This window comes from Pseudomonas sp. Pse35 (assembly GCF_024519715.1).
Taxonomy (GTDB): domain Bacteria; phylum Pseudomonadota; class Gammaproteobacteria; order Pseudomonadales; family Pseudomonadaceae; genus Aquipseudomonas; species Aquipseudomonas paracarnis.
Map to the genome: position 1 here is coordinate 13,469 of NZ_JALJRP010000050.1, position 18,342 is coordinate 31,810.

The window sequence follows — 18,342 nt, forward strand, 5'->3', positions numbered from 1 at the left end:
TTCATGACCTTGATTACCGCAATGAAAAAACGCTTGGGGCTCTGTGCATTCGCGCTGGTTTTGGGCACTACCTACAGCTTGCCGGCACTGGCTATCGTCGAGCAGATCACGGCGGTGTTTCGCCCCGATCCGGCCAACCCAACTAGCAATAAATTCGTCAATACCACGCCGCAAAGTGGCTTGTGTCCCTGGCACGTTCCCGCCAGGTGCGAGGCGGTCAATACCTTCAGTATTCGTAACAGTTCGTTCCGGGCCTATTCCAATGGGCCGATACCGGCGTTTCCGGAGGATCCGCGCCAGAGCGCCTATTTCAAGGTGCCCTCGGCATTTCGCGATCTGCAAGTGACTCACACCGTCACCGGTCGTGCGGAGACGGTACAGATGCGCATTGCCGGTATTGGGGGACGGTGGAATGTCTCTTATCCACCGGGTGTGTCCGGCTGGGCCACGCCAGGCGTGGGCTGGAACGCTTATTGGCGAGGGGCGCCGGCACCGTGCTTGCCGATCAATTACATGGCGGCGGGACAAGCGTATGCGCTTTTTTTCTGGATCGTTCCAGAGAACGCCGGAGCCTGCAGCGTTACAAATGGTATGGAAATCGGGCGGATGAGCTACAGCACGCTTGAGTACGGCTACGAACTCAAGACACCAAACCCTCTGGGTATGGACGCTGGTACTTATGAGGGTTCCATCACTTACACCATGGGCCCGGGCGGCGATATGGATTTCGGCACCACCATGATCCCCGACGAAAACACCCTGACCTTCAACTTCATCTTGTCGGTGGAGCACGTGCTCAAGATTGACCTGCCGGCGGGCGGCAATCGCATCGAGCTGTTACCCGAGGGCGGTTGGCAAGCCTGGCTCAACCAGGGGCGGCGCCCGTCGCGGCTATGGCGTGACCAGACCTTCGCAATCTCCGCCAGCTCACGTTTCAAGATGACCCTGGAGTGCGGGCTGGTGATCGGTAACACCTGTGGCCTGCGCAACAACGACGGTGACGAAGTGCCGCTTCAAGTCGCCGTGAGCCTGCCCTATGGCTTGCGTGATCAGCACGACCAGGGCGTGAACAAACTGCCCCTGCGCCTCGACGGCGTCGGCACCGAACTGTTCCAGCCGTTGCAGTACGTGAACAACCGCGAGGGCAAGTTGCATTTCGAGGTGGGCAAGGATGACGTGGCCGACATGCTCAAGAAACCCGGCAGCACCTATTCCGGCGTGGCCACGGTGATCTGGGATTCGGAAGTCTAGGCGAGCCCGGCTCGCATATCGGCTCCCTGTGGTGGGCCGCGTTCAATCAATAAGGCGTAATCAACATGAAACATGCAGTGTTAGGGGCTGGGCTGTTGCTGATGTCGTTGGCGGCGCAGGCCGGGCCGGCGATCAATGTCGGCGTGGTGTACGACTACCTGGAGGGCGACCGCAGTTCTTACCTCAAGCGGGTATTCAACGGCGGCACCAGCACCGCCTTTATCAAGGTCAATGTGCTGGAAATTGTCTATAACGCCGACGGTACTTCCAGGGAAATCCCGGTGGCCTCCCTGACGGATGAGAAGGGCGCCGCCACCAGCCGCGACGGCCTGATGGCCAGCCCGGCGCGGTTGATCGTTCCGGCGGGCGGGCGCCAGGGGACGCGCTTGCTGTACATGGGCGAGCGCGACAAGGAGCGTTACTTCCGGGTGCGCTTCATCCCGGTGGTGCCGGAGAAGGAAGACGACTTCGCCGTGACCGACGCCGAGCGCGACGAGTACAAAAAAGATCTCGCCGCCGGCGTCAACGTCATGGCCGGTTACGGCACGGTGTTTTTCGTGCGTCCCAAGGACACCCGCTTCGATACGAAGGTCGTCGAGACCGCCGACCAGTACACCCTGCGCAACGCCGGCAACAGCGTGGTGGTGCTCGATGAGTTCCGGGACTGTTCAGCGGCGAAAAAAACCGACTGCGAAGCCACCACCAAGCACCACATTCTGCCGGGGCGCCAATGGCAGCTTGAGAAGAAGCCCGGACGTGAATATCGCTTCCAGATGATCGAAGGCCGCGACAAAACACCGATGACGGTCAACAGCAACGGGTGATGACAATGTTCAAGCAACTGACGGTATGGGCGGGGCTGGTCGCAACGTTGTTCATCGGCGCGCCGGTACAGGCGTTTCAGGAACGCCAGAGTTTTGATGTGTCGGTCACTATTCCGATCCACGAAGCCTATGTGCTGCCCTCCGAACCCGACTGGATGGCGCAGGACCAACTGCTGGCATGGGACCTGGCGACCTCCAGGCTCGGGCGCCTGCGCAAGAACTTCGACGTGAAAAACCTCAATGGCGGCGTAGCCGCGCGGCTGGGGGACGTGCCCTATCTGTTGAGCGGCCGCGACCGTATTGATTTGCGCGTGCTGTTCAACCGGGTGCCCCTGACCCTGGACTCGACCCAGATACTCAGCGCTGACGAGGCGGGCATGGGCCGGCGCGTCGAGCTGGAGATTGCTCCGATCGAGCCGCAGGGTGGATACCAGGGCGGGTCCTACTACGGCACGGTGCACCTGATGTTTGATTTTCTGGCGCCTTGACCGCTCGGGCCCATTTCATCGAGCTGCTGGTACTTCAGGTCGAAGGTGTTGCCGTTGTTTCATTTGGCGGTGGGGTTCTGCTGCTCAAGGTAACGCTTCCAACCTTCTCAACCGGGCTACCAGCGTACTGCGAGAGGCCAGATGAATACCGGCCTCGTCGTCCGATGTGAGCCGGTGCTGGTCCAGCTGCGTGCGGGTAGCGGGGCTCGAATAACAGGGTTGGGTAGTCTGTAAGTCAGATGACTTACCCTAATCACGTCCATGAAAGCATGGGTATCTACACAACTTTTTGGTGCGACGCCGGGCCTGTGGGAGGGGGCTTGCTCGCGAAGGCGACCTGACAGCTGAAGCTGTTATCCGTCTACATATCCATTCCTGCGGTAACGGCCACTTAGGGTTCCGCTTTTACAGCGGCTCACTTTTGAAAAGCGCAAAAGTAAGCAAAACGCTCTTGCCCCACCACTCGGCACCTCGCTTAGGCTCGGTGTGCCCGTAATCCGCCAGTGATTTGGGGGGCCGCCGCCACGCGCCATCCATGGCGCGGGGCGGCTAAACCGGCATCCCTGCCGGTTTACCCCCCAAATCCCTGTCGAATTCCGGCCAGCGTGGTTTGACGGGGCGCCTAAGATCAAGATCAAGAGCAGATCAAGAGCGGCTCGCTTCGCATCGTGGTTACCTGGGCGGCACATTCGACTTCTCTGTCGATTGAACTGCCGTTTTCGCAGGCAAGCCCGCTTGCTCCCGCATCTGGCCGAGGTCATTTCAGCTCATTTGTACCCTCCAGAAGCCTGTAAACCCCGCTTTGACAGGCTCTGCCCGCAACCTTGTCACAGAACCGTCACGCCTGCCCCCTAGCGTGCCCTCCCAGTTGCCGGGCCCCTTGCCTGGCGCCAACGGATTCTTGGGGAGGGTTTCATGTACAAGCGCACCGGGCTCGTCAGCTTTACGCTTACCGCCTTGGCTCTGGCGATAGCCTGCGAGCGGCTCAACGCCGCCGAAGCGGCCACCGAGCATGTCGATGTGGTCGGCCAAGCCGCTGCGATCGGCAGCGCCCTCAAGGAGCAGCGCTCTTCCGACAGTATCAAGAGCGTGGTGCATGCCGACGGCGTCGCCCAGTTGCCGGATGAGAACGTTGCCGAGGCGGTGCAGCGCTTGCCGGGCATCAGCGTTGAACGTGACCAGGGCGAAGGCCGCTTTGTCAGCGTGCGCGGCCTGGGCCCGGACCTCAACAGCGTGACCATCAACGGCACCCTGGTGCCATCCCCCGAGAGCGAGCGCCGCGCCGTGGCCCTCGATGTTCTGCCTTCGGAATTGGTGCAGTCGCTGTCGGTGATCAAGACGCTCACACCGGACATGGACGCCAACTCCCTCGGCGGCACCGTCGATGTGAAAAGCCTTTCGGCGTTCGACCACAAGGGCCTGTTCTATACCGGCAGCACCGAGGCCAGTTACGACAAGAACACGCACCAGACCAGCCCCAAATTCTCCGGCGCCGCCAGTAACCGGTTCAGCCTCGGCGACGGTATCGACAACTTTGGCGTGGCCGCGGCCCTCAGTTGGCAGAAGCGTGATTTCGGCTCGGACAACGTCGAAACCGGCGGCGCCTGGGACTTCAGCAACGGCGCCCGGCTCAACGAGTTCGAGCAGCGCGACTACGACATCAGCCGTGAACGCGCGGGTGGTGGCCTTAACTTCGATTACAAGCCCGATGACCTCAGCAGCTACTACCTGCGCACCCTCTACAGTCGCTACAAGGACACCGAAACCCGCAACGCTGCCAGCCTCGAGTTTGCAGACCCGCAAGCGCCCGGCGAATTGGGCGACGCCGAGGGCAAACGCAAGCTCAAGAACCGCGAGGAAACCCAGCAAATCCAGTCCTACGTAGTGGGCGGTGAACGCATGCTCGGCCTGTGGACCTTGAGCGGCCAGGCCGGTTACAGCCGTTCCAGTGAAGACAGCCCGGGGCATATTGCCGGTGCGACCTTCGACGGCGGTGACTTTGCCGACAGCGGCTTCTACGACACGGCCAAGCCGCGCCCGCTCGTTGGTAGCGGTTTCTACGACCCCGCCAATTTCAGCCTGGACAAAGTCGACTGGGAAAAACAGCACACCCAGGACACCGAGAAGAACCTGCGCCTGGACCTGGCCCGCGACTATGACCTCAGCGGTTACGCATCCCAGTTCAAGTTCGGCGGCAAGGTCAGCCGGCGCCACAAGGACAATGACCTGGAGGCCTGGGTCTACAAGGACCTGGATGAACAGGGCTTGAGCGATGAACAACTCAACCTCACGCAGTTCCAGAAGGGCAACGTCGACTACCGCCTCGGCCGCTTTGGCCCAGGTATCAGCGCGGGCAATATCCGCCAGTTGATCGGCGGCCTCAATCGCGATGACTTCTATGACCCGACCGAATCCACTGTCAACGACTTCACCATCCGCGAAGACATCAATGCCGGCTACCTGATGAACACCGTCGATATTGACGACTGGCGCTTCATCGCCGGTATGCGTTACGAGGGTACCGAGTTCGAAGCCAAGGGCACCGGTGCCACGGACGGCCAGTTCAGCGCCACCGAGACCAAGCGCCGTTATCACCACTGGCTGCCGGGCCTGCATGCGCGCTACCAGATTGACAAGAACACCCAAGTGCGCGCCGCCTGGACCAAATCGGTGGTGCGTCCGACCTTTGGCCAACTGGCCCCGGGTTTTGTGATTGACGATGACGAGGCCACGTTCGGCAACCCGGACCTCAAGCCTCTGGAATCAAGCAACCTGGACCTGGGCATCGAGCATTTCATGGGCCGTGCCGGTACCGTGTCGGCCTTCGTGTTCTACAAAGACATCCAGAACTTCGTCTACAACACCGACGTGGCTGGTACCGGTGCCTGGGCCAACTTCGCCGAGGCGCACACCTTTGCCAACGGCGACAGCGCCAAACTGTATGGCCTGGAACTGGCCTACTCACAGAAGTTCGACTGGCTGCCTGCGCCATGGAACGGCCTGATGATCGGTGCCAACAGCACCTTCAGCCGTTCCCGCGCGGACATCGAGGGCTTCGACAGTGCCAGCGGGCGCAATCGCAAGCGCAACATCAGCCTGCCCAACCAGTCGGACACGGTCGGCAACCTGATGCTCGGTTGGGAAGACGACACCCTCAGCCTGCGCCTGTCGGCCAATTACAAATCGGCCTATTTGTATGAGTTGGCGTCGATCAATGACAAGGCCCATGACCTGCACGTCGACGCGCAAACCTTCGTTGATTTCAGTGCGCGCTACTCACTGACCAAGAACCTGCAGGTCAGCTTCGAGGCACAGAACCTCACCGACGAGTCGTACTTCGTCTACACCGGCCACCGTAGCTACAACGGCCAGTACGAAGAGTACGGCCCCACCTACAAGTTGGGCCTGACCTTCACCCATTTCTAACCCTGGCCCCTGTAGGAGCGAGCTCGCTCGCGAAAAACTTCAACGATGACGCGGGGCGCCTGAATGAATGCGGCGCCTGGGAGTTTTTCGCGAGCAAGCTCGCTCCTACAGGGCATCAGGGCAAGCCCTCCCAAACGGGATCTCCATTGTTTTCGAAGGATTGTCTGTTCATGAGAATTTCCAAGCTGTGCCTGCTGGTCGTACTGGTTAGCAGCGCCAATGCGTTCGCCACTGACCTACCGCTGACCCCTTGGGCACCCAGCCTGAACGCCCAGGCCGTGGCCTTCCTGCCCGGCGGCACCCAGCGCGTGGCCGCCAGTGCCCGCGACGGCCTGCTGCTGCTCGACGATAAAGGCGTCGAACTGGCCCGCTTCAAAGGCCGTTTCAGCAGCCTCGACACACGCGCTGCCGGCACTCAATCGCTGATCGCCAGCCTCGATAACGACCGCCAGCAGGCCTTGCTGATCGGTCTCGATGGCGCCGGCAAAACCTGGGGTACGCCGCTGTACCTGCCGACCCGCGACTTCGCGGTAAATAGCCTGTGCCTCTATCGCGATTCGGCGGCCAACCTGTTTGTGTTTCTGGTCGGTGAAGAGGGCAAGGGCGAGCAGTGGCTGGTGGGCAATGATTCGACGCTGTTGGCCCAGGCGCAGCGTGTTCGCAGCCTGCCACTGCCGCCATCGGCGCAATACTGCCAAGTGGACGATGCGACCGAACGATTGGTGGTGAATGAGCAAAACGTCGGCTGGTGGGCCTACCCGGCACACCCGGAAGCCGAGGTGACGCGCACGCCCGTGGCGCTGTTCGACGATCCCCAGCGCGAAGCAGGCGCCATGGCACTGGTGCCGGGCGGGATGCTCGCGTTGGACTCGAAAACCGCGCAATTGCACCTGTTCCAGCAAGTCGGGGAACGTTGGGTTGAGCAACCCAGCCTGGCCTTGCCGGGCCTCAAGGAACCGGAGCAGTTGGTGATACAGGGCCGGCAGGTGCTGGTGCGGGACGACGACAGCGAGCAGCTCTATCAGGGCCGCCTTGACTGGCAAGCCACGCCGGTGCCGGTTGCGCCGATACTTGCGCAAGTCGCCGCACTGCGCCAGACCGAACCCGTGGGTCGCCAAGGCGACGCGGCGGATGACCCGGCCATCTGGGTTCACCCTGAAACGCCGGCCAAAAGTCGTGTGCTGGGGACCAACAAGAAACAGGGCCTGTTGGCCTACGATCTCGACGGCAAGCTGTTGCAGGAGCTGGCAGTGGGGCGCCTGAACAATGTCGACATACGCCCTGGCTTCAAACTCGGTACGCACACCGTCGACCTGGCCGTGGCGAGTAATCGCGACCGCAATAGCCTGAGCCTGTTCAGCATCGACCGCCAGAGCGGCGAGTTGCTTGAAGCCGGTGAGGTCCCCACGCCACTCAAGGACATCTACGGCATCTGTCTGTACCAGCCTGCCAGCGGTGAGCTCTACGCGTTCGCCAATGACAAGGATGGCACCTTCCTGCAATACCGCCTGAGTGCACCGGCTGGCCGTGTGCAGGGCGAGTTGGTGCGTCAGTTCAAGGTCGACAGCCAGCCCGAGGGCTGTGTGGCCGATGACCAGCGCCAACGCTTGTTTATCGGTGAGGAAGATGTCGGCGTGTGGGCGATGGATGCCCGTGCCGACCAACCGGCCACGCTCACTTCGGTGATCAAAGTCGGCCCGCAACTGCACGCGGATGTCGAAGGCCTGGCGCTGTATCAAAGCCCCGCGCGGGATTACCTGGTGGTCTCCAGCCAAGGCAATGACAGCTACCTGGTGCTGGACGCCGAGCCGCCATTCGCTGTACGCGGCGCCTTGCGCGTTGGCCTCAATGCGGCCGCCGGCATTGATGGCGCCTCGGAAACCGATGGCCTGGAGGTCACTGCCGTCAACCTCGGCGGGCCATGGAACCAGGGCATGCTGGTGGTGCAGGACGGGCGCAAGCGCATGCCCGAGCAAGCCCAGAACTTCAAGTTCGTGCCCTGGGCCGAGGTGAGCCGCGCGTTGAAATTACCCTGAGCTGTCATCACGCAGTCATCCGTTTTTAATCGAATAGGAGCTTCACCATGCACGCGACGATGGAACATATGACGATCTGGAGCTTGATCAGCGACGCCAGCCTGTTGGTCAAGGCTGTGATGGTCACTTTGCTGCTGGCGTCCTTGCTCAGCTGGTACCTGATCATTCAGCGCAGCAGTGTACTGCGTGGTCTGGAACGGCAGCTCAACGGCTTCCTGGCGCGCTTTCGCGTCGTGTCGGACCTGCAACCTTTGTATCGCGAAACCGTGCAGGCGGGCGAGGGCGGTGTGGCGCCGATCTTCATTGCCGGCATGCAGGAATACCAACATCTGCACCACCACGATCCGGCAGTGCTCGAGGGTGTGGAGCGCGCCTTGCAGGTAGCGATCACCGAGCAGGAGCTGGAGCTGGAAAAGGGCTTGCAGTTTCTGGCGACGGTGGGGTCGGTCAGCCCCTATATCGGCCTGTTCGGGACCGTGTGGGGCATCATGAATTCGTTCCTCGGCTTGTCGCAGGTGCAACAGGCCACGCTATCGACCGTGGCACCCGGTATTGCAGAAGCCTTGATTGCTACGGCCATTGGCCTGTTTGCGGCGATTCCGGCAGTGATCGCCTATAACCGTTTCGCGGCCCGCAGCCAGACCCTGCTCACACGCTACTACGCTTTCGGCAATGAACTGCAAGTGCACCTGCACCGCACACTGCGCGGTACCTCGAACAACCTGGCCGTGGCCGCCTGAACAAGGAGCAAAGCGATGTTGATCAGGCCGCAACGCAAGCACGGGCCCAAGGCCGAGATGAATGTGGTGCCCTACATCGACGTGATGCTGGTGCTGCTGGTGATCTTCATGGTCACCGCGCCCATGCTCACCCAGGGCGTGAAGATCGAACTACCCAAGGTCGCCGCCGAGGCGCTGGCCACCGATACGCGCCAGCAGATCCTGACGTTGTCGGTGAAGGCGGACGGTGGCTACTACTGGAACCTGGGTGGCGAGCTGGATACGCTCCAGCAGACCGACAGCGCGGTGACCCTGGAAGAAATGAGCGCCAAGGTCATGCAGGTGGTGGCGGCGCGCAGCGATACCCAGGTGTATATCCGTGCTGACGACAATGCAGGTTATGGCCGTGTAGTGGCGGCCATGGCGGTGCTGCAGAAGGGCGGCGTCAGCAATCTTGGGCTCGTCACCGAGGCCCCGCAATGACGGCGATGATCATGCACAGTCCGGCACTGGCCTTGGCGCCCAACGGCGATGGTTTATGGCGTAAAAGCCTGGCAGCGAGTCTGGCCGTGGCGCTGCATGGTGCGGTGGCAGTGGCGTTGATGCTGGGCTGGTCGACGGAGCGACCAGGGGTGGATGCGCCGCGGGTGATGCACACGCAGTTGGTGGTTTTACCCGCTCCGGCGCCGGCGCCTGTGCCGACACCCGAGCCCGTAGCTGCCGCGCTGGCAGAACCTGTTGTCATCCCGGTACCGACCAGGCCGACGGTTGATCCGCAGGTGCAGGCGCAAAAGCTCGAGAAAGCCGCGCTGGCGCGCAAGCGGGTTGAAGAAAAGAAACTCGAGCAACAACAGCAGCGCATGGCGACCGAGCAGCGCAATCGGGCGTTGGAACAGCAACGTCTGAGTCAGGAGCGTGCCGCTTCGGAAAAAGCCCGAGCCGCCGTGCCTGCGCCTACCCCTGCATTCGACAGCCGCCAGTACCAACCCTTGAGCAAGGCCGCCCCCGACTACCCCGAACGCGCCCTGGACAAGAACATCGAAGGCGACTGCTCGGTGGAGTACACCGTCAACACCCAGGGGCACGTGGAAAACCCCAAGGTATTGGAAGGCTGTCACCCGTTGTTCATCAGGCCCTCATTGGCGGCGGCCAATACTTTTCGCTACCAGCCGAGAATCGTCGATGGCAAAGCTGTTGCCGTACCGGCAGTGCGCAACACCTTCCACTACCGCATCAAATGAACTTCTCCAGCCACCTTCCCAAAACCTGTGGGAGCTGGCTTGCCGGCGATAGCGGTGGCTCAGTTGAATATTCAGTGGCTGGCCCCCCCTTTGCGGGCAAGCCGTCAGACATTCGCGAGGTTACTTAACTCAAGGCCCGCCACATACCGTTCCAGATTAGCCAGGAACGTATCCGCAATTTCCTCCTTGCTGCGGGTCGAAATAGCCGAAGTATGCGGCGACAGCCGTACCCTCGGATGGCTGTACAGCGGATGCCCATCGGGCAGTGGCTCTGGCTCGGTGACGTCGAGGGAAGCCAGGCCGATCTGGTTGTTATCCAACGCGTGCAACAGCGCTTGCTGATCGAGCAGGCCACCGCGGGCGATATTGATCAGGTGCAGCCCCGGCTTTGCGCTGGCCAGTACATTACGATCGATGATATGCCGCGTTGCTTCGGTCAGGGGGGCCGCCACCACCAGGTGATCGGCGCGGGCAAACAGGTCGTGGATGTCCTTGGCCGCTTCCACGCCATCGAGGCCGAACGGGGTTGTGCTTTGACGCAGCGCCACCACCTTGAGCCCCAGTGCCAGAGCCTTTTGCGCCAGGCTTGTGCCAATCGCGCCAAAGCCCAAAAGGCCCAGCGTGGTGCCCTTGAGCGGGCGCAGCGCGGTGAACTGCCACTGGGCATCCTTTACCCAGATGTCCGGCAAATGCTTGGCCGCGGCAAAGATCGCCGCCAGGGCGAACTCGGCCAGGTTATCGGCGGCGCTGCCACGGGAAGTGGTCACGGGTGGGCCGTTGAATAGCCACTGGGGGTAGAAGTCGATACCCGACGACACCAGGTGCACCCACTGTGCGCCGTAGGGCCAGCCCGGTGGCGGGGTGTCGGGGGCGGTGTAGCCCCGCACATTGATCGGGCGCAGCAGCAGGATATTGGCGTGGGCCGGCAAGTCACTGGGCACACCGACCGGCACGCCGATTACCTGGGCTTCGGGGTGCAGTGGGGCAAGGCGCTCCCGGATCACCTGGTTGTAATCTTCGTCCAGTTGGCTGGCAATAATCACCTGGCTCATGTGCGTTCCTTTTGGCGCTGGTTGAACACAGCTTTGCCGACGCCTTGCAGCACGGCGTCATTTTGCGGAGTGTGGATGCGGCTGCACAGCACATCGCGGTAATGCCGTTGCAGTGGGCTGTGCCGTGATAGGCCAGGGTTGCCCGAGGCTTCGATGGCCAGCTCGACCGCACGGATCGCATTGCCGGTCACCAGGTACTTCACTTGTGCGGCATTGGCCGTCGGCGTGTGGCCTGCGGCAGCAGCATCGAGCAGGCTACGGTTGGCGAACAGCAAAGTGTCGATATGGCCGACGGTCTCCTGAAAACGCGGCAGGGTGGACAGTGCCGCGCCGAGATTCGACGGCTTGCGCTCCTCCAGCCAGTCCACCAGCCGGTCTCGTGCCGCCTGGGCCACGGCGTCGTACACCGAGGACAACAACACCGACATCCAGAGGAATCCTTCGCCATCCAGCTCCGCTTGCGGGGCGCTCCAGGGGCTGACGCTGACCGCATGGTCCAGGGGCACCCATACGTTGTCCAACACCACCTCATGGCTGCAGGTGGCGCGCATGCCCAAGTGGTCCCAGGTGTCGATGATGCTGACGCCGGGGCTGGCCTTGGGCACCAGCCAGGCGCCTACCAGCGGGTCGGCGTCATCGCTGCGCGCCCACACGCTGAACCAGCTCAGGCCATGGCTGCCGGTGGAGTAGAGCTTGCGCCCACTGATACGCCAGCCGTCGGCGGTGCGCACGGCGGTGGTGGCCGGCAAACCGCCACGGGCTGGGGTGCCAAGGTCAGGTTCGACACGCAGGGCATTGATCAGCGCGCCGTTCTGCACCGCCTCCTGCGCGACCTGCACGCGCAGGTGTGCGGGCCAGCTCTGGTTGTCTTGCAGGCGGGCGTGTTGCAGGTATTGCATCACCAGGATCAATGCCGTGGACGGTTCGCCCTTGGCGATGGCGCTAATGACCTTGCGCGCCTGGGACAGGCTGGCGCCACCGCCGCCGAGTTTTTTCGGCACGGTCAGGGCGATGAGTTGGTGTTGGTGCAGGAGCTTGAAATTAGCGTGGGGGAAGGCGCCGCTTTCGTCATAGAGGGGCGCGGTACTGGCCAGCTCGGCGCTGAGATGATCAAGCAGGGCGTCGAAATCGATGGCTTCCACAGCCTTGAGAGACGGTTGAGTCATAAGTCTGTACTCGGTCAAAAATGTGGGAGGGTGGCAAGCCCTGACCCCCTTGTAGGAGCGAGCTTGCTCGCGAAAAACTCACAGGCGCCGCGTTTATTCAGGAAGTGCGCGTTATCGTGGGCGTTCTTCGCGAGCAAGCTCGCTCCTACAGGGGGTAGTATTCAGGCCAGGGCTTGTTCGGTGGCTTCGATCACGCTGTAGCGGTTCGCTGGCACTTCCAGGCCGAGGTTGTCCCGTAGGGTGTGGCCGCTGTACTCGGTACGGAACAACCCTCGCTGTTGAAGCACCGGCACCACCAACTCAGTGAAATACTGCAGGCCATCCGGCAGTACCGAGTTGATGATGAAACCATCGCTGGCGCCGCTCTCGAACCAGGTCTGGATGGCATCCGCGACCTGTTCCGGGGTGCCGACAAAGTCGCGCTGGGGCCGCGAGAAACGCAGGGCCACTTCGCGCAGGGTCAGGCCTTCGTCACGGGCCAGTTGCTTGATACGTTCGGAGCCACCTTTCTGGCTGTTGGCGCCCAGGTCGCCCAGTTCAGGGAAGGGCGCATCCAGCGGGTACTGGCTGAAATCATGGTCGTTGAACGGCCGGCCGAGGGCGACAATGGCGTCTTCCACGGTGACCAGCGCCACGGCTTGCTGGTAGCGGCTTTCCACTTCGGCGGCATCGCGCCCGACAATCGGGCGGATGCCCGGCAGGATCGACAGGCTGTCCGGGTCGCGGCCAAAGCCCTTGGCGCGGCGTTTCAAATCGGCGCTGTAGGCCTTCGCCTCATCGATAGTTTCCACATGCACAAAAATCGCATCGGCGTTTTCGGCGGCAAAGTTACGCCCATCCTCCGAAGTGCCCGCCTGGAAAATCGCCGGTTGGCCCTGGCGCGAACGCGCGATGTTCAGCGGGCCTTTGACCGAGAAGAATTCGCCCTTGTGGTTAAGCGCATGCAACTTGCCTGGGGTGAAGAATTCGCCGCTGTGCTTGTTATAGGCAAAGGCGTCGTCCTCCCAGGAATCCCACAGGCCCTTGACCACATTCAGGTGTTCCTTGGCGATGCGGTAGCGCACGGCGTGGGGCGGATGCTCGGCCTTGCCGAAGTTATCGGCGGTGCCACTCAGCCACGAGGTGACGACGTTCCAGCCGGCGCGGCCGCCGCTGATGTGGTCCAGGGAGGCGAACTGGCGTGCTACCTGGTAAGGCTCGGTGTAGCTGACGGTCACGGTGGCGACCAGGCCGATATGAGTGGTCAGCGCGGCCAGGGCCGAGAGGATCGTCAGCGGCTCGAAACGGTTGAGGTAATGGGGGCTGGACTTGGGGTGGATATGCAGGCTGTCGGCGATGAACACGAAGTCGAACCGGGCGGCTTCGGCCAGTTCGGTCTGCTGCTTGTAGAAGCCGAAATTGGTGCTGGCGTCGGGTTGTGCCTGCGGGTGGCGCCATTCGCCCCAACCGTGGCCGACACCGTGCACCATGGCACCGAGTTTCAATTGACGTGGCTTGCTCATGTTCTGCTCCTTAGCGCGAGGCTTGTTCGAGGGGGATACGCTTGGCGTTGAAGCTGGAATCGAAGCCCTGGGAGACGTCGATGTGTTTGCTCAGCAGGCCTTCTTTTACATAGGTGTCGGCGGTGGCTTGCAGGCCATGGATCACCGTATCGTCAATCGTGACCGGGGAAAGATGGGTGTCCTGGGCCACTTCTATATGCACGGCCAGTGGCAGGCCAGTGATCTTGGCCTGGGCAGCGGCGTATTGCTCGGGATGGGTATTGGCCCAGGCGTAGGCGCGATCAATGCGGGCGACAAAGTCGTCCAGTTGCACGCGCTTGTCGGCAATGGCTTGGCCGGTGGCGGCGAAGTACAGATGATTGCTCAGCAGGTGCTTGCCGCTCACCAGCACGCGAGCATTGCTCTGTGAGGTGACCACGGTGGTGTAAGGGTCCCACGTCGCCCAGGCATCGGCGGTGCCGTTGTCGAGTACCAGCCGGGACTCGGCGGGCAGCAGGAAGATGAACTGCACATCCTGGGTGGTCAGCCCGGCATCGTTCAGGGCCTTGATCGCCAGGTAGTGCCCGATGGAGCCGCGCCCGGTGACGATCTTCTTGCCCTTGAGGTCGGCCGCGGTCTTGATCGGTGAATCCTTGGGCACCAGCAGCGCCGTGGTGTTACGGCCCTCGGCATGGATGATGCTGATCACCTTGATCGAGGCACCGGCGCCGAGGGCGAACACATAAGGGGCATCGCCCAGGGCGCCGATATCCACAGCGCCGGCGTTCAGCGCTTCGCCCAGGGGCGAGGCCGAGGGGAATTCCGACCATTTGATCTCGTAGGGCACGTTCTGGCTTTCGCCCGAGGCTTCCAGCAGCGCCTTGATCGTGGATTTCTGGTTGGCCACGCGCAGCGGTTGCAGGTCGCCAGCCTGGACGGTGGAAAGCAGGCCGAGGGCGAGGGCAGCGCCCAGCAACAGGCGTTTGAATGGAATGGCGTACAGCATGGGAAAAACTCCAGGCGTTGGGTAAAGGAAAGTACCTCCGCCTGGAGAAGGGGTCGGTTGAGCGAAACGGTGCAGCGGTGAATCAGATCACGTAGAAACCATGGGTGCCGTCGCGGGCCAGTTGTTCCACGAGGCCGAACTCCCAATCCAGGTAAGCCTGCATGGCTTCCCGAGGGTTGTCGGTGCCTTCGTAAGGGCGGCGGTAGCGGTCGATACGCGGGGACGCCAAGTGGCTTTCGCCTGACTCAAGGGGCAGTTGCGCTTGGATCCAGCCGGCCGTGCCGTCCTGCAGCAAAAAGACCGGCTTGCCGGTAAGGGCCTCGACTTCCGGCACGGCCAGGCGCGCCAGTTGGCTGCTGCCGCAGGTCAACACATAGCGCTGGGCGCTCGGTACCTTGCTCAGGGCCTCGGGCAGTTGCGCGCGTAGCACCCACCGAGCGCCGGGGATATGACGTTTCACGTAGTTGGCGCTGGCCGTGAAGTCCAGCACCTGCGTGTCGCCATGGCCGAGCCAGTCGGCAAGGGTGTGGGGGCTGATCAGTTCGGCCTGGGGCGGCGGCGGTACTGGCGCGACCCATGCGCCGCGCTCGCTGAAGTGCTCCGCTTGCAGGTCATCCAATACGTACACCTGCCAGCCCAACTGGGCCAGCCACGACGCGGACATATTGGCGCGCACACCGTCGTCGTCCACCAGTACCAGGCGCGCACCGCGCACACTGGCAACGTGGTCGGTTTCCTGCACCAGTTGCCCGCCCGGGGTGGCGCGGGCGCCCGGCAGGTGGCCGGCTTCGAATTCTTCTGCGGTGCGCACATCGAACAGGTAGGTGGTGCGGGTCGCGTCCTGTTGCCAGCGGTGCAGATCATTGAGCGTCGCACGCTTGACCCCGGCTTTATCGGCAACACCATGTGCCTTTTGGGCGGCGAGTTGGCGATGGTTTTCCGAGGTCGGCGCAAAGCGGCGCGCCTGGCCATGGTCGAGGGTCTGCCCGGCCAAGGTCCAGCCGATGGTGCCGTTGCGCAGGGCTGCCACCGGGTTGGGGAGGCCGGCGTTGATCAACGACTGAGTGCCGATAATGCTGCGGGTGCGCCCGGCGCAATTGACGATAATGCGCGTAGACGGATCGGGCGCCAGCTCACGGGCGCGCAACACCAACTCGGCCCCCGGCACGCTGATGCTGCTGGGGATGCTCATGGTCTGGTATTCGTCGAAGCGGCGCGCATCGAGCACCACCACATCGGCCTGGCTGTCGAGCAGGGCCTGGACCTCTTCGGCGGCCAGGGACGGTGTGTGGCGCTGGCTCTCCACCAGTTCGCCAAACGCCTTGCTGGGTACATTGACGTCGATAAACAGCTCGCCACCGGCCCGACGCCAACCGTCCAGCCCATCCTCCAGCAGGCTGACCTGGGTGTAGCCCAGTGCAACCAGGCGTTCGGCGGCGCGCTGGGCCAGCCCTTCGCCGTTGTCGTACAGGGTGACTTGGGTATCGCGGCGTGGAATGCGCGCGTACACCTCCAGTTCCAGCTTGGACAAGGGAATATTCGCGGCGAACAGCGGATGGGCCTCGGCAAAGGGGGCTTCTTCGCGCACGTCGATCAGCGCGACTTCTTCGCGTGCCAACAGGGCCTGGCGAATCTGCGCAAAGCTGCGGGTCGATAGGGTGGTCATAGGGCAGGGCTCTTTTCTTTGGACAGGTCCCAGATGTTCGGGAGATAGGCGTTGGAATAACCGGAGATAAACAGTTTCTCGCTGCCGTCGGGTTGATACACCGCCCGGCGCACCGCGCCGATATTGGCGCCGTATACGTGGATGCTGATGGACACTTGGTCGCCGTGGGCATTGCTGACCTGATGGATATCGCCGACTTTGGGCGACACCGCCTCGACCTGGCCCGGCAGCAATTGCACGGGTTCGCCTTGCGCTACCAGGCCGCCGCCCGGTGCCCGGGCAAACCCCTGGGAAACCTCCGCGCCGCGCAACATACCGATCAGCCCCCACACCCGGTGGTCATGAATCGGCGTGCGTTGCCCTGGCCCCCACACAAAGCTGACCACGCTGAATCGCTGGCGCGAATCGGCATGTAGCAAGAATTGCTGGTAGCGCTCGGGGTCGGGCTGGGCGAATTCGTCGGGCAGCCAATCATCGTGGCTGACCAGTTGCGCCAGCAGCTTGCCGCCACGGTGCAGCAGGTCGCCTTCACGCGGGTTGCCGTCGATCAATTCCGCCAGGGCGCCTATGAAGGCTCTGAGTCTCTCGGGGTGTCGGGCCTGGGTCATGACCATTCCATCGGGCTGTTGGTATGCTTTTATCTAAGCATAATGTTTATTTTTAATATGCTATTTTTTAATGATTAGCTTATAGCCGAGGTAATTTAGAACCGGTTTGAATAGTGTTAGACGTTATTGATCACTGGTTGGGCTATCCAGACCTGTGTGCGGCCACTATGCTTCACGCACATCTTAATGACTGATCTGTATGTGCGGCCCAAATGAAAATTGACGATATCGATGCCTTTGTCGAAGTGATTCGTTGCCAGTCCATCAGCCATGCCGCCGCGTCGTTGCAGCTGACCCAGCCAGCCATCACCCGCCGCGTGCAGAACTTCGAGCAGGCTCTGGGAGTGGAGCTGTTCGACCGCAACACCAAGCCCCTCAAGCCAACGCTGATCGGTACCCGTGTCTATGAGCAATGCCGGTTGATCCTGCGCGAGATGGATGCCCTGCGCGAACTGGTGGCCACCGATGCACCGCCCACCGGCGTGCTGCGCCTGGGCGTACCGCAGACCATCGGCGATGTGGTGCTGCTGGACGCACTCAAGCACCTGCGCAGCGAATACGCCGACTTGCGTGCCCAGGTTGCCACCGGCTGGGGCAGCCAATTGGTCGGCAAGATCGAACGCGGCGAACTGGATGCGGCGGTGGCGTTGTTCCCCGCGGGCAAGATCTTCCCGGACAACCTGGTCGGTGAGTCCATCGGCAAGATGGAGTTGGTGGTGGTCTGTGCCAAGGCGCAGTTGCCGAAGAAGCCTTGCAAGCTGGCGGACGTGTACCAGAGCGGTTGGATCCTCAACCCGGACGGTTGCGGGTTCCGTGCGGGGTTGCAGCGCACCTTGTCTGACCAGGGCCTGGCGCTGCGGGTAAACCTGGAAACCTTTGGCACCGAACTGCAACTGGGCCTGGTGGCCGACGGCCTCGGCCTTGGCCTGGTGCCACGTCCGTTGCTGGAACGCAGTGCTCATCGCGAGCAGCTGGCGGCGATGCCCCTCAAGGACTTCAAGCCGGTGATGGATTTGTGGCTGATCTATCCGCATTTTCTCGGCAACCTGCAAGGGCCGGTGGATGCGTTTGGTCAATGGGTGGCGGATGCTTTGCACAAGATCCGCAGCGCTGCCTGACGCCTTGTCAGCCGACGCTTATCCACCTGACACCCCGCGATTAAACCGTGGGAGCTGGCTTGCCTGCGATGACGGGCTGCCAGCCGACATTTACCTACCTGACACCCCGCAATCCAACTGTGGGAGCTGGCTTGCCTGCGATAGCGGCCTGACAGCCGATACAGGGTGTCAGACCGAGTACATATCCATTCCTGCGGTAACGGCTACTTAGGGTTCCGCTTTTACAGCGGCTCACTTTTGAAAAGAGCCCAAAAGTAAGC

The 18,342-nt window shown here is 62.2% G+C and carries 15 protein-coding genes; 9 read left to right on the forward strand and 6 right to left on the reverse strand.

The genetic code is table 11. The features are described 5' to 3' along the window. Positions 1 to 3: 3 nt before the first annotated feature. The 8 genes from OC445_RS25735 (at position 4) to OC445_RS25770 (ending at position 9,985) form a co-directional block, all read left to right on the forward strand. Positions 4 to 1,251 (forward strand): hypothetical protein, encoded by a 1,248-nt coding sequence (locus OC445_RS25735; RefSeq protein ID WP_054897685.1) that lies wholly within the window; start codon positions 4 to 6, stop codon positions 1,249 to 1,251. A 65-nt stretch (positions 1,252 to 1,316) separates the two neighbouring features. Continuing rightward, complete coding sequence (locus tag OC445_RS25740; RefSeq protein WP_103299321.1) at positions 1,317 to 2,075, forward strand: pilus assembly protein; 759 nt, start codon at positions 1,317 to 1,319, stop codon at positions 2,073 to 2,075. 5 nt (positions 2,076 to 2,080) lie between these two features. Then, positions 2,081 to 2,563: a CS1 type fimbrial major subunit gene (locus tag OC445_RS25745; RefSeq protein ID WP_034127990.1), complete on the forward strand. Its 483-nt coding sequence runs from the start codon at positions 2,081 to 2,083 to the stop codon at positions 2,561 to 2,563. Positions 2,564 to 3,478: 915 nt separating this feature from the next. Continuing rightward, entirely contained in the window at positions 3,479 to 5,989 is a 2,511-nt protein-coding gene (locus tag OC445_RS25750) for a TonB-dependent receptor (protein ID WP_198791237.1), read from the forward strand. A gap of 170 nt (positions 5,990 to 6,159) precedes the next feature. Then, positions 6,160 to 8,025, forward strand: a complete 1,866-nt coding sequence (locus OC445_RS25755) for a phytase (protein WP_198791236.1) — start codon at positions 6,160 to 6,162, stop codon at positions 8,023 to 8,025. 47 nt (positions 8,026 to 8,072) lie between these two features. Further along, positions 8,073 to 8,765 (forward strand): protein TolQ, encoded by a 693-nt coding sequence (gene tolQ / locus OC445_RS25760; RefSeq protein ID WP_054898665.1) that lies wholly within the window; start codon positions 8,073 to 8,075, stop codon positions 8,763 to 8,765. A 15-nt stretch (positions 8,766 to 8,780) separates the two neighbouring features. Further along, the gene (gene tolR, locus OC445_RS25765; RefSeq protein ID WP_054898666.1) at positions 8,781 to 9,227 is read left to right on the forward strand and encodes a protein TolR; all 447 of its coding nucleotides are present in this window, start codon (positions 8,781 to 8,783) and stop codon (positions 9,225 to 9,227) included. Then, positions 9,224 to 9,985: an energy transducer TonB gene (locus OC445_RS25770; RefSeq protein ID WP_054898667.1), complete on the forward strand. Its 762-nt coding sequence runs from the start codon at positions 9,224 to 9,226 to the stop codon at positions 9,983 to 9,985. Before tolR ends, OC445_RS25770 begins: the two co-directional genes overlap by 4 nt. Positions 9,986 to 10,089: 104 nt before the next feature. On the opposite strand, the gene OC445_RS25775 is transcribed toward OC445_RS25770, so the two are convergent. The 6 genes from OC445_RS25775 to OC445_RS25800 all read right to left on the reverse strand — a co-directional run bounded on the left by OC445_RS25775 (position 10,090) and on the right by OC445_RS25800 (position 16,964). After that, positions 10,090 to 11,037 carry a D-isomer specific 2-hydroxyacid dehydrogenase family protein gene (locus OC445_RS25775; RefSeq protein WP_054898668.1) on the reverse strand — a complete coding sequence of 316 codons (948 nt, stop codon included), beginning with the start codon at positions 11,035 to 11,037 and terminating at the stop codon, positions 10,090 to 10,092. Beyond that, positions 11,034 to 12,203 (reverse strand): acyl-CoA dehydrogenase family protein, encoded by a 1,170-nt coding sequence (locus OC445_RS25780; protein WP_198791235.1) that lies wholly within the window; start codon positions 12,201 to 12,203, stop codon positions 11,034 to 11,036. Before OC445_RS25780 ends, OC445_RS25775 begins: the two co-directional genes overlap by 4 nt. A 161-nt stretch (positions 12,204 to 12,364) precedes the next feature. Further along, complete coding sequence (locus OC445_RS25785) at positions 12,365 to 13,705, reverse strand: LLM class flavin-dependent oxidoreductase (protein WP_034127403.1); 1,341 nt, start codon at positions 13,703 to 13,705, stop codon at positions 12,365 to 12,367. A 10-nt stretch (positions 13,706 to 13,715) separates the two neighbouring features. Continuing rightward, positions 13,716 to 14,690 (reverse strand): ABC transporter substrate-binding protein, encoded by a 975-nt coding sequence (locus OC445_RS25790; RefSeq protein ID WP_198791234.1) that lies wholly within the window; start codon positions 14,688 to 14,690, stop codon positions 13,716 to 13,718. An 82-nt stretch (positions 14,691 to 14,772) separates the two neighbouring features. After that, positions 14,773 to 16,356, reverse strand: coding sequence for a rhodanese-related sulfurtransferase (locus tag OC445_RS25795; protein WP_198791233.1), 1,584 nt, complete (start codon positions 16,354 to 16,356; stop codon positions 14,773 to 14,775). After that, a complete protein-coding gene (locus tag OC445_RS25800; protein WP_014718170.1) occupies positions 16,353 to 16,964 on the reverse strand; it encodes a cysteine dioxygenase in 612 nt (203 codons plus the stop codon). The genes OC445_RS25795 and OC445_RS25800 overlap by 4 nt, the downstream gene beginning before the upstream one ends. 212 nt (positions 16,965 to 17,176) lie before the next feature. Here OC445_RS25800 and OC445_RS25805 point away from each other — a divergent pair, with 212 nt between their 5' ends. Beyond that, positions 17,177 to 18,082 carry a LysR family transcriptional regulator gene (locus OC445_RS25805; protein ID WP_003191880.1) on the forward strand — a complete coding sequence of 302 codons (906 nt, stop codon included), beginning with the start codon at positions 17,177 to 17,179 and terminating at the stop codon, positions 18,080 to 18,082. Positions 18,083 to 18,342 lie beyond the last annotated feature (260 nt).

Coding starts and splice junctions, on each gene's coding strand:
- OC445_RS25735 (WP_054897685.1), top strand. CDS start 4: ATGACCTTGATTACCGCAATGAAAAAACGCTTGGGGCTCTGTGCATTC.
- OC445_RS25740 (WP_103299321.1), top strand. CDS start 1,317: ATGAAACATGCAGTGTTAGGGGCTGGGCTGTTGCTGATGTCGTTGGCG.
- OC445_RS25745 (WP_034127990.1), top strand. CDS start 2,081: ATGTTCAAGCAACTGACGGTATGGGCGGGGCTGGTCGCAACGTTGTTC.
- OC445_RS25750 (WP_198791237.1), top strand. CDS start 3,479: ATGTACAAGCGCACCGGGCTCGTCAGCTTTACGCTTACCGCCTTGGCT.
- OC445_RS25755 (WP_198791236.1), top strand. CDS start 6,160: ATGAGAATTTCCAAGCTGTGCCTGCTGGTCGTACTGGTTAGCAGCGCC.
- tolQ (WP_054898665.1), top strand. CDS start 8,073: ATGCACGCGACGATGGAACATATGACGATCTGGAGCTTGATCAGCGAC.
- tolR (WP_054898666.1), top strand. CDS start 8,781: ATGTTGATCAGGCCGCAACGCAAGCACGGGCCCAAGGCCGAGATGAAT.
- OC445_RS25770 (WP_054898667.1), top strand. CDS start 9,224: ATGACGGCGATGATCATGCACAGTCCGGCACTGGCCTTGGCGCCCAAC.
- OC445_RS25775 (WP_054898668.1), bottom strand. CDS start 11,037: ATGAGCCAGGTGATTATTGCCAGCCAACTGGACGAAGATTACAACCAG.
- OC445_RS25780 (WP_198791235.1), bottom strand. CDS start 12,203: ATGACTCAACCGTCTCTCAAGGCTGTGGAAGCCATCGATTTCGACGCC.
- OC445_RS25785 (WP_034127403.1), bottom strand. CDS start 13,705: ATGAGCAAGCCACGTCAATTGAAACTCGGTGCCATGGTGCACGGTGTC.
- OC445_RS25790 (WP_198791234.1), bottom strand. CDS start 14,690: ATGCTGTACGCCATTCCATTCAAACGCCTGTTGCTGGGCGCTGCCCTC.
- OC445_RS25795 (WP_198791233.1), bottom strand. CDS start 16,356: ATGACCACCCTATCGACCCGCAGCTTTGCGCAGATTCGCCAGGCCCTG.
- OC445_RS25800 (WP_014718170.1), bottom strand. CDS start 16,964: ATGACCCAGGCCCGACACCCCGAGAGACTCAGAGCCTTCATAGGCGCC.
- OC445_RS25805 (WP_003191880.1), top strand. CDS start 17,177: ATGAAAATTGACGATATCGATGCCTTTGTCGAAGTGATTCGTTGCCAG.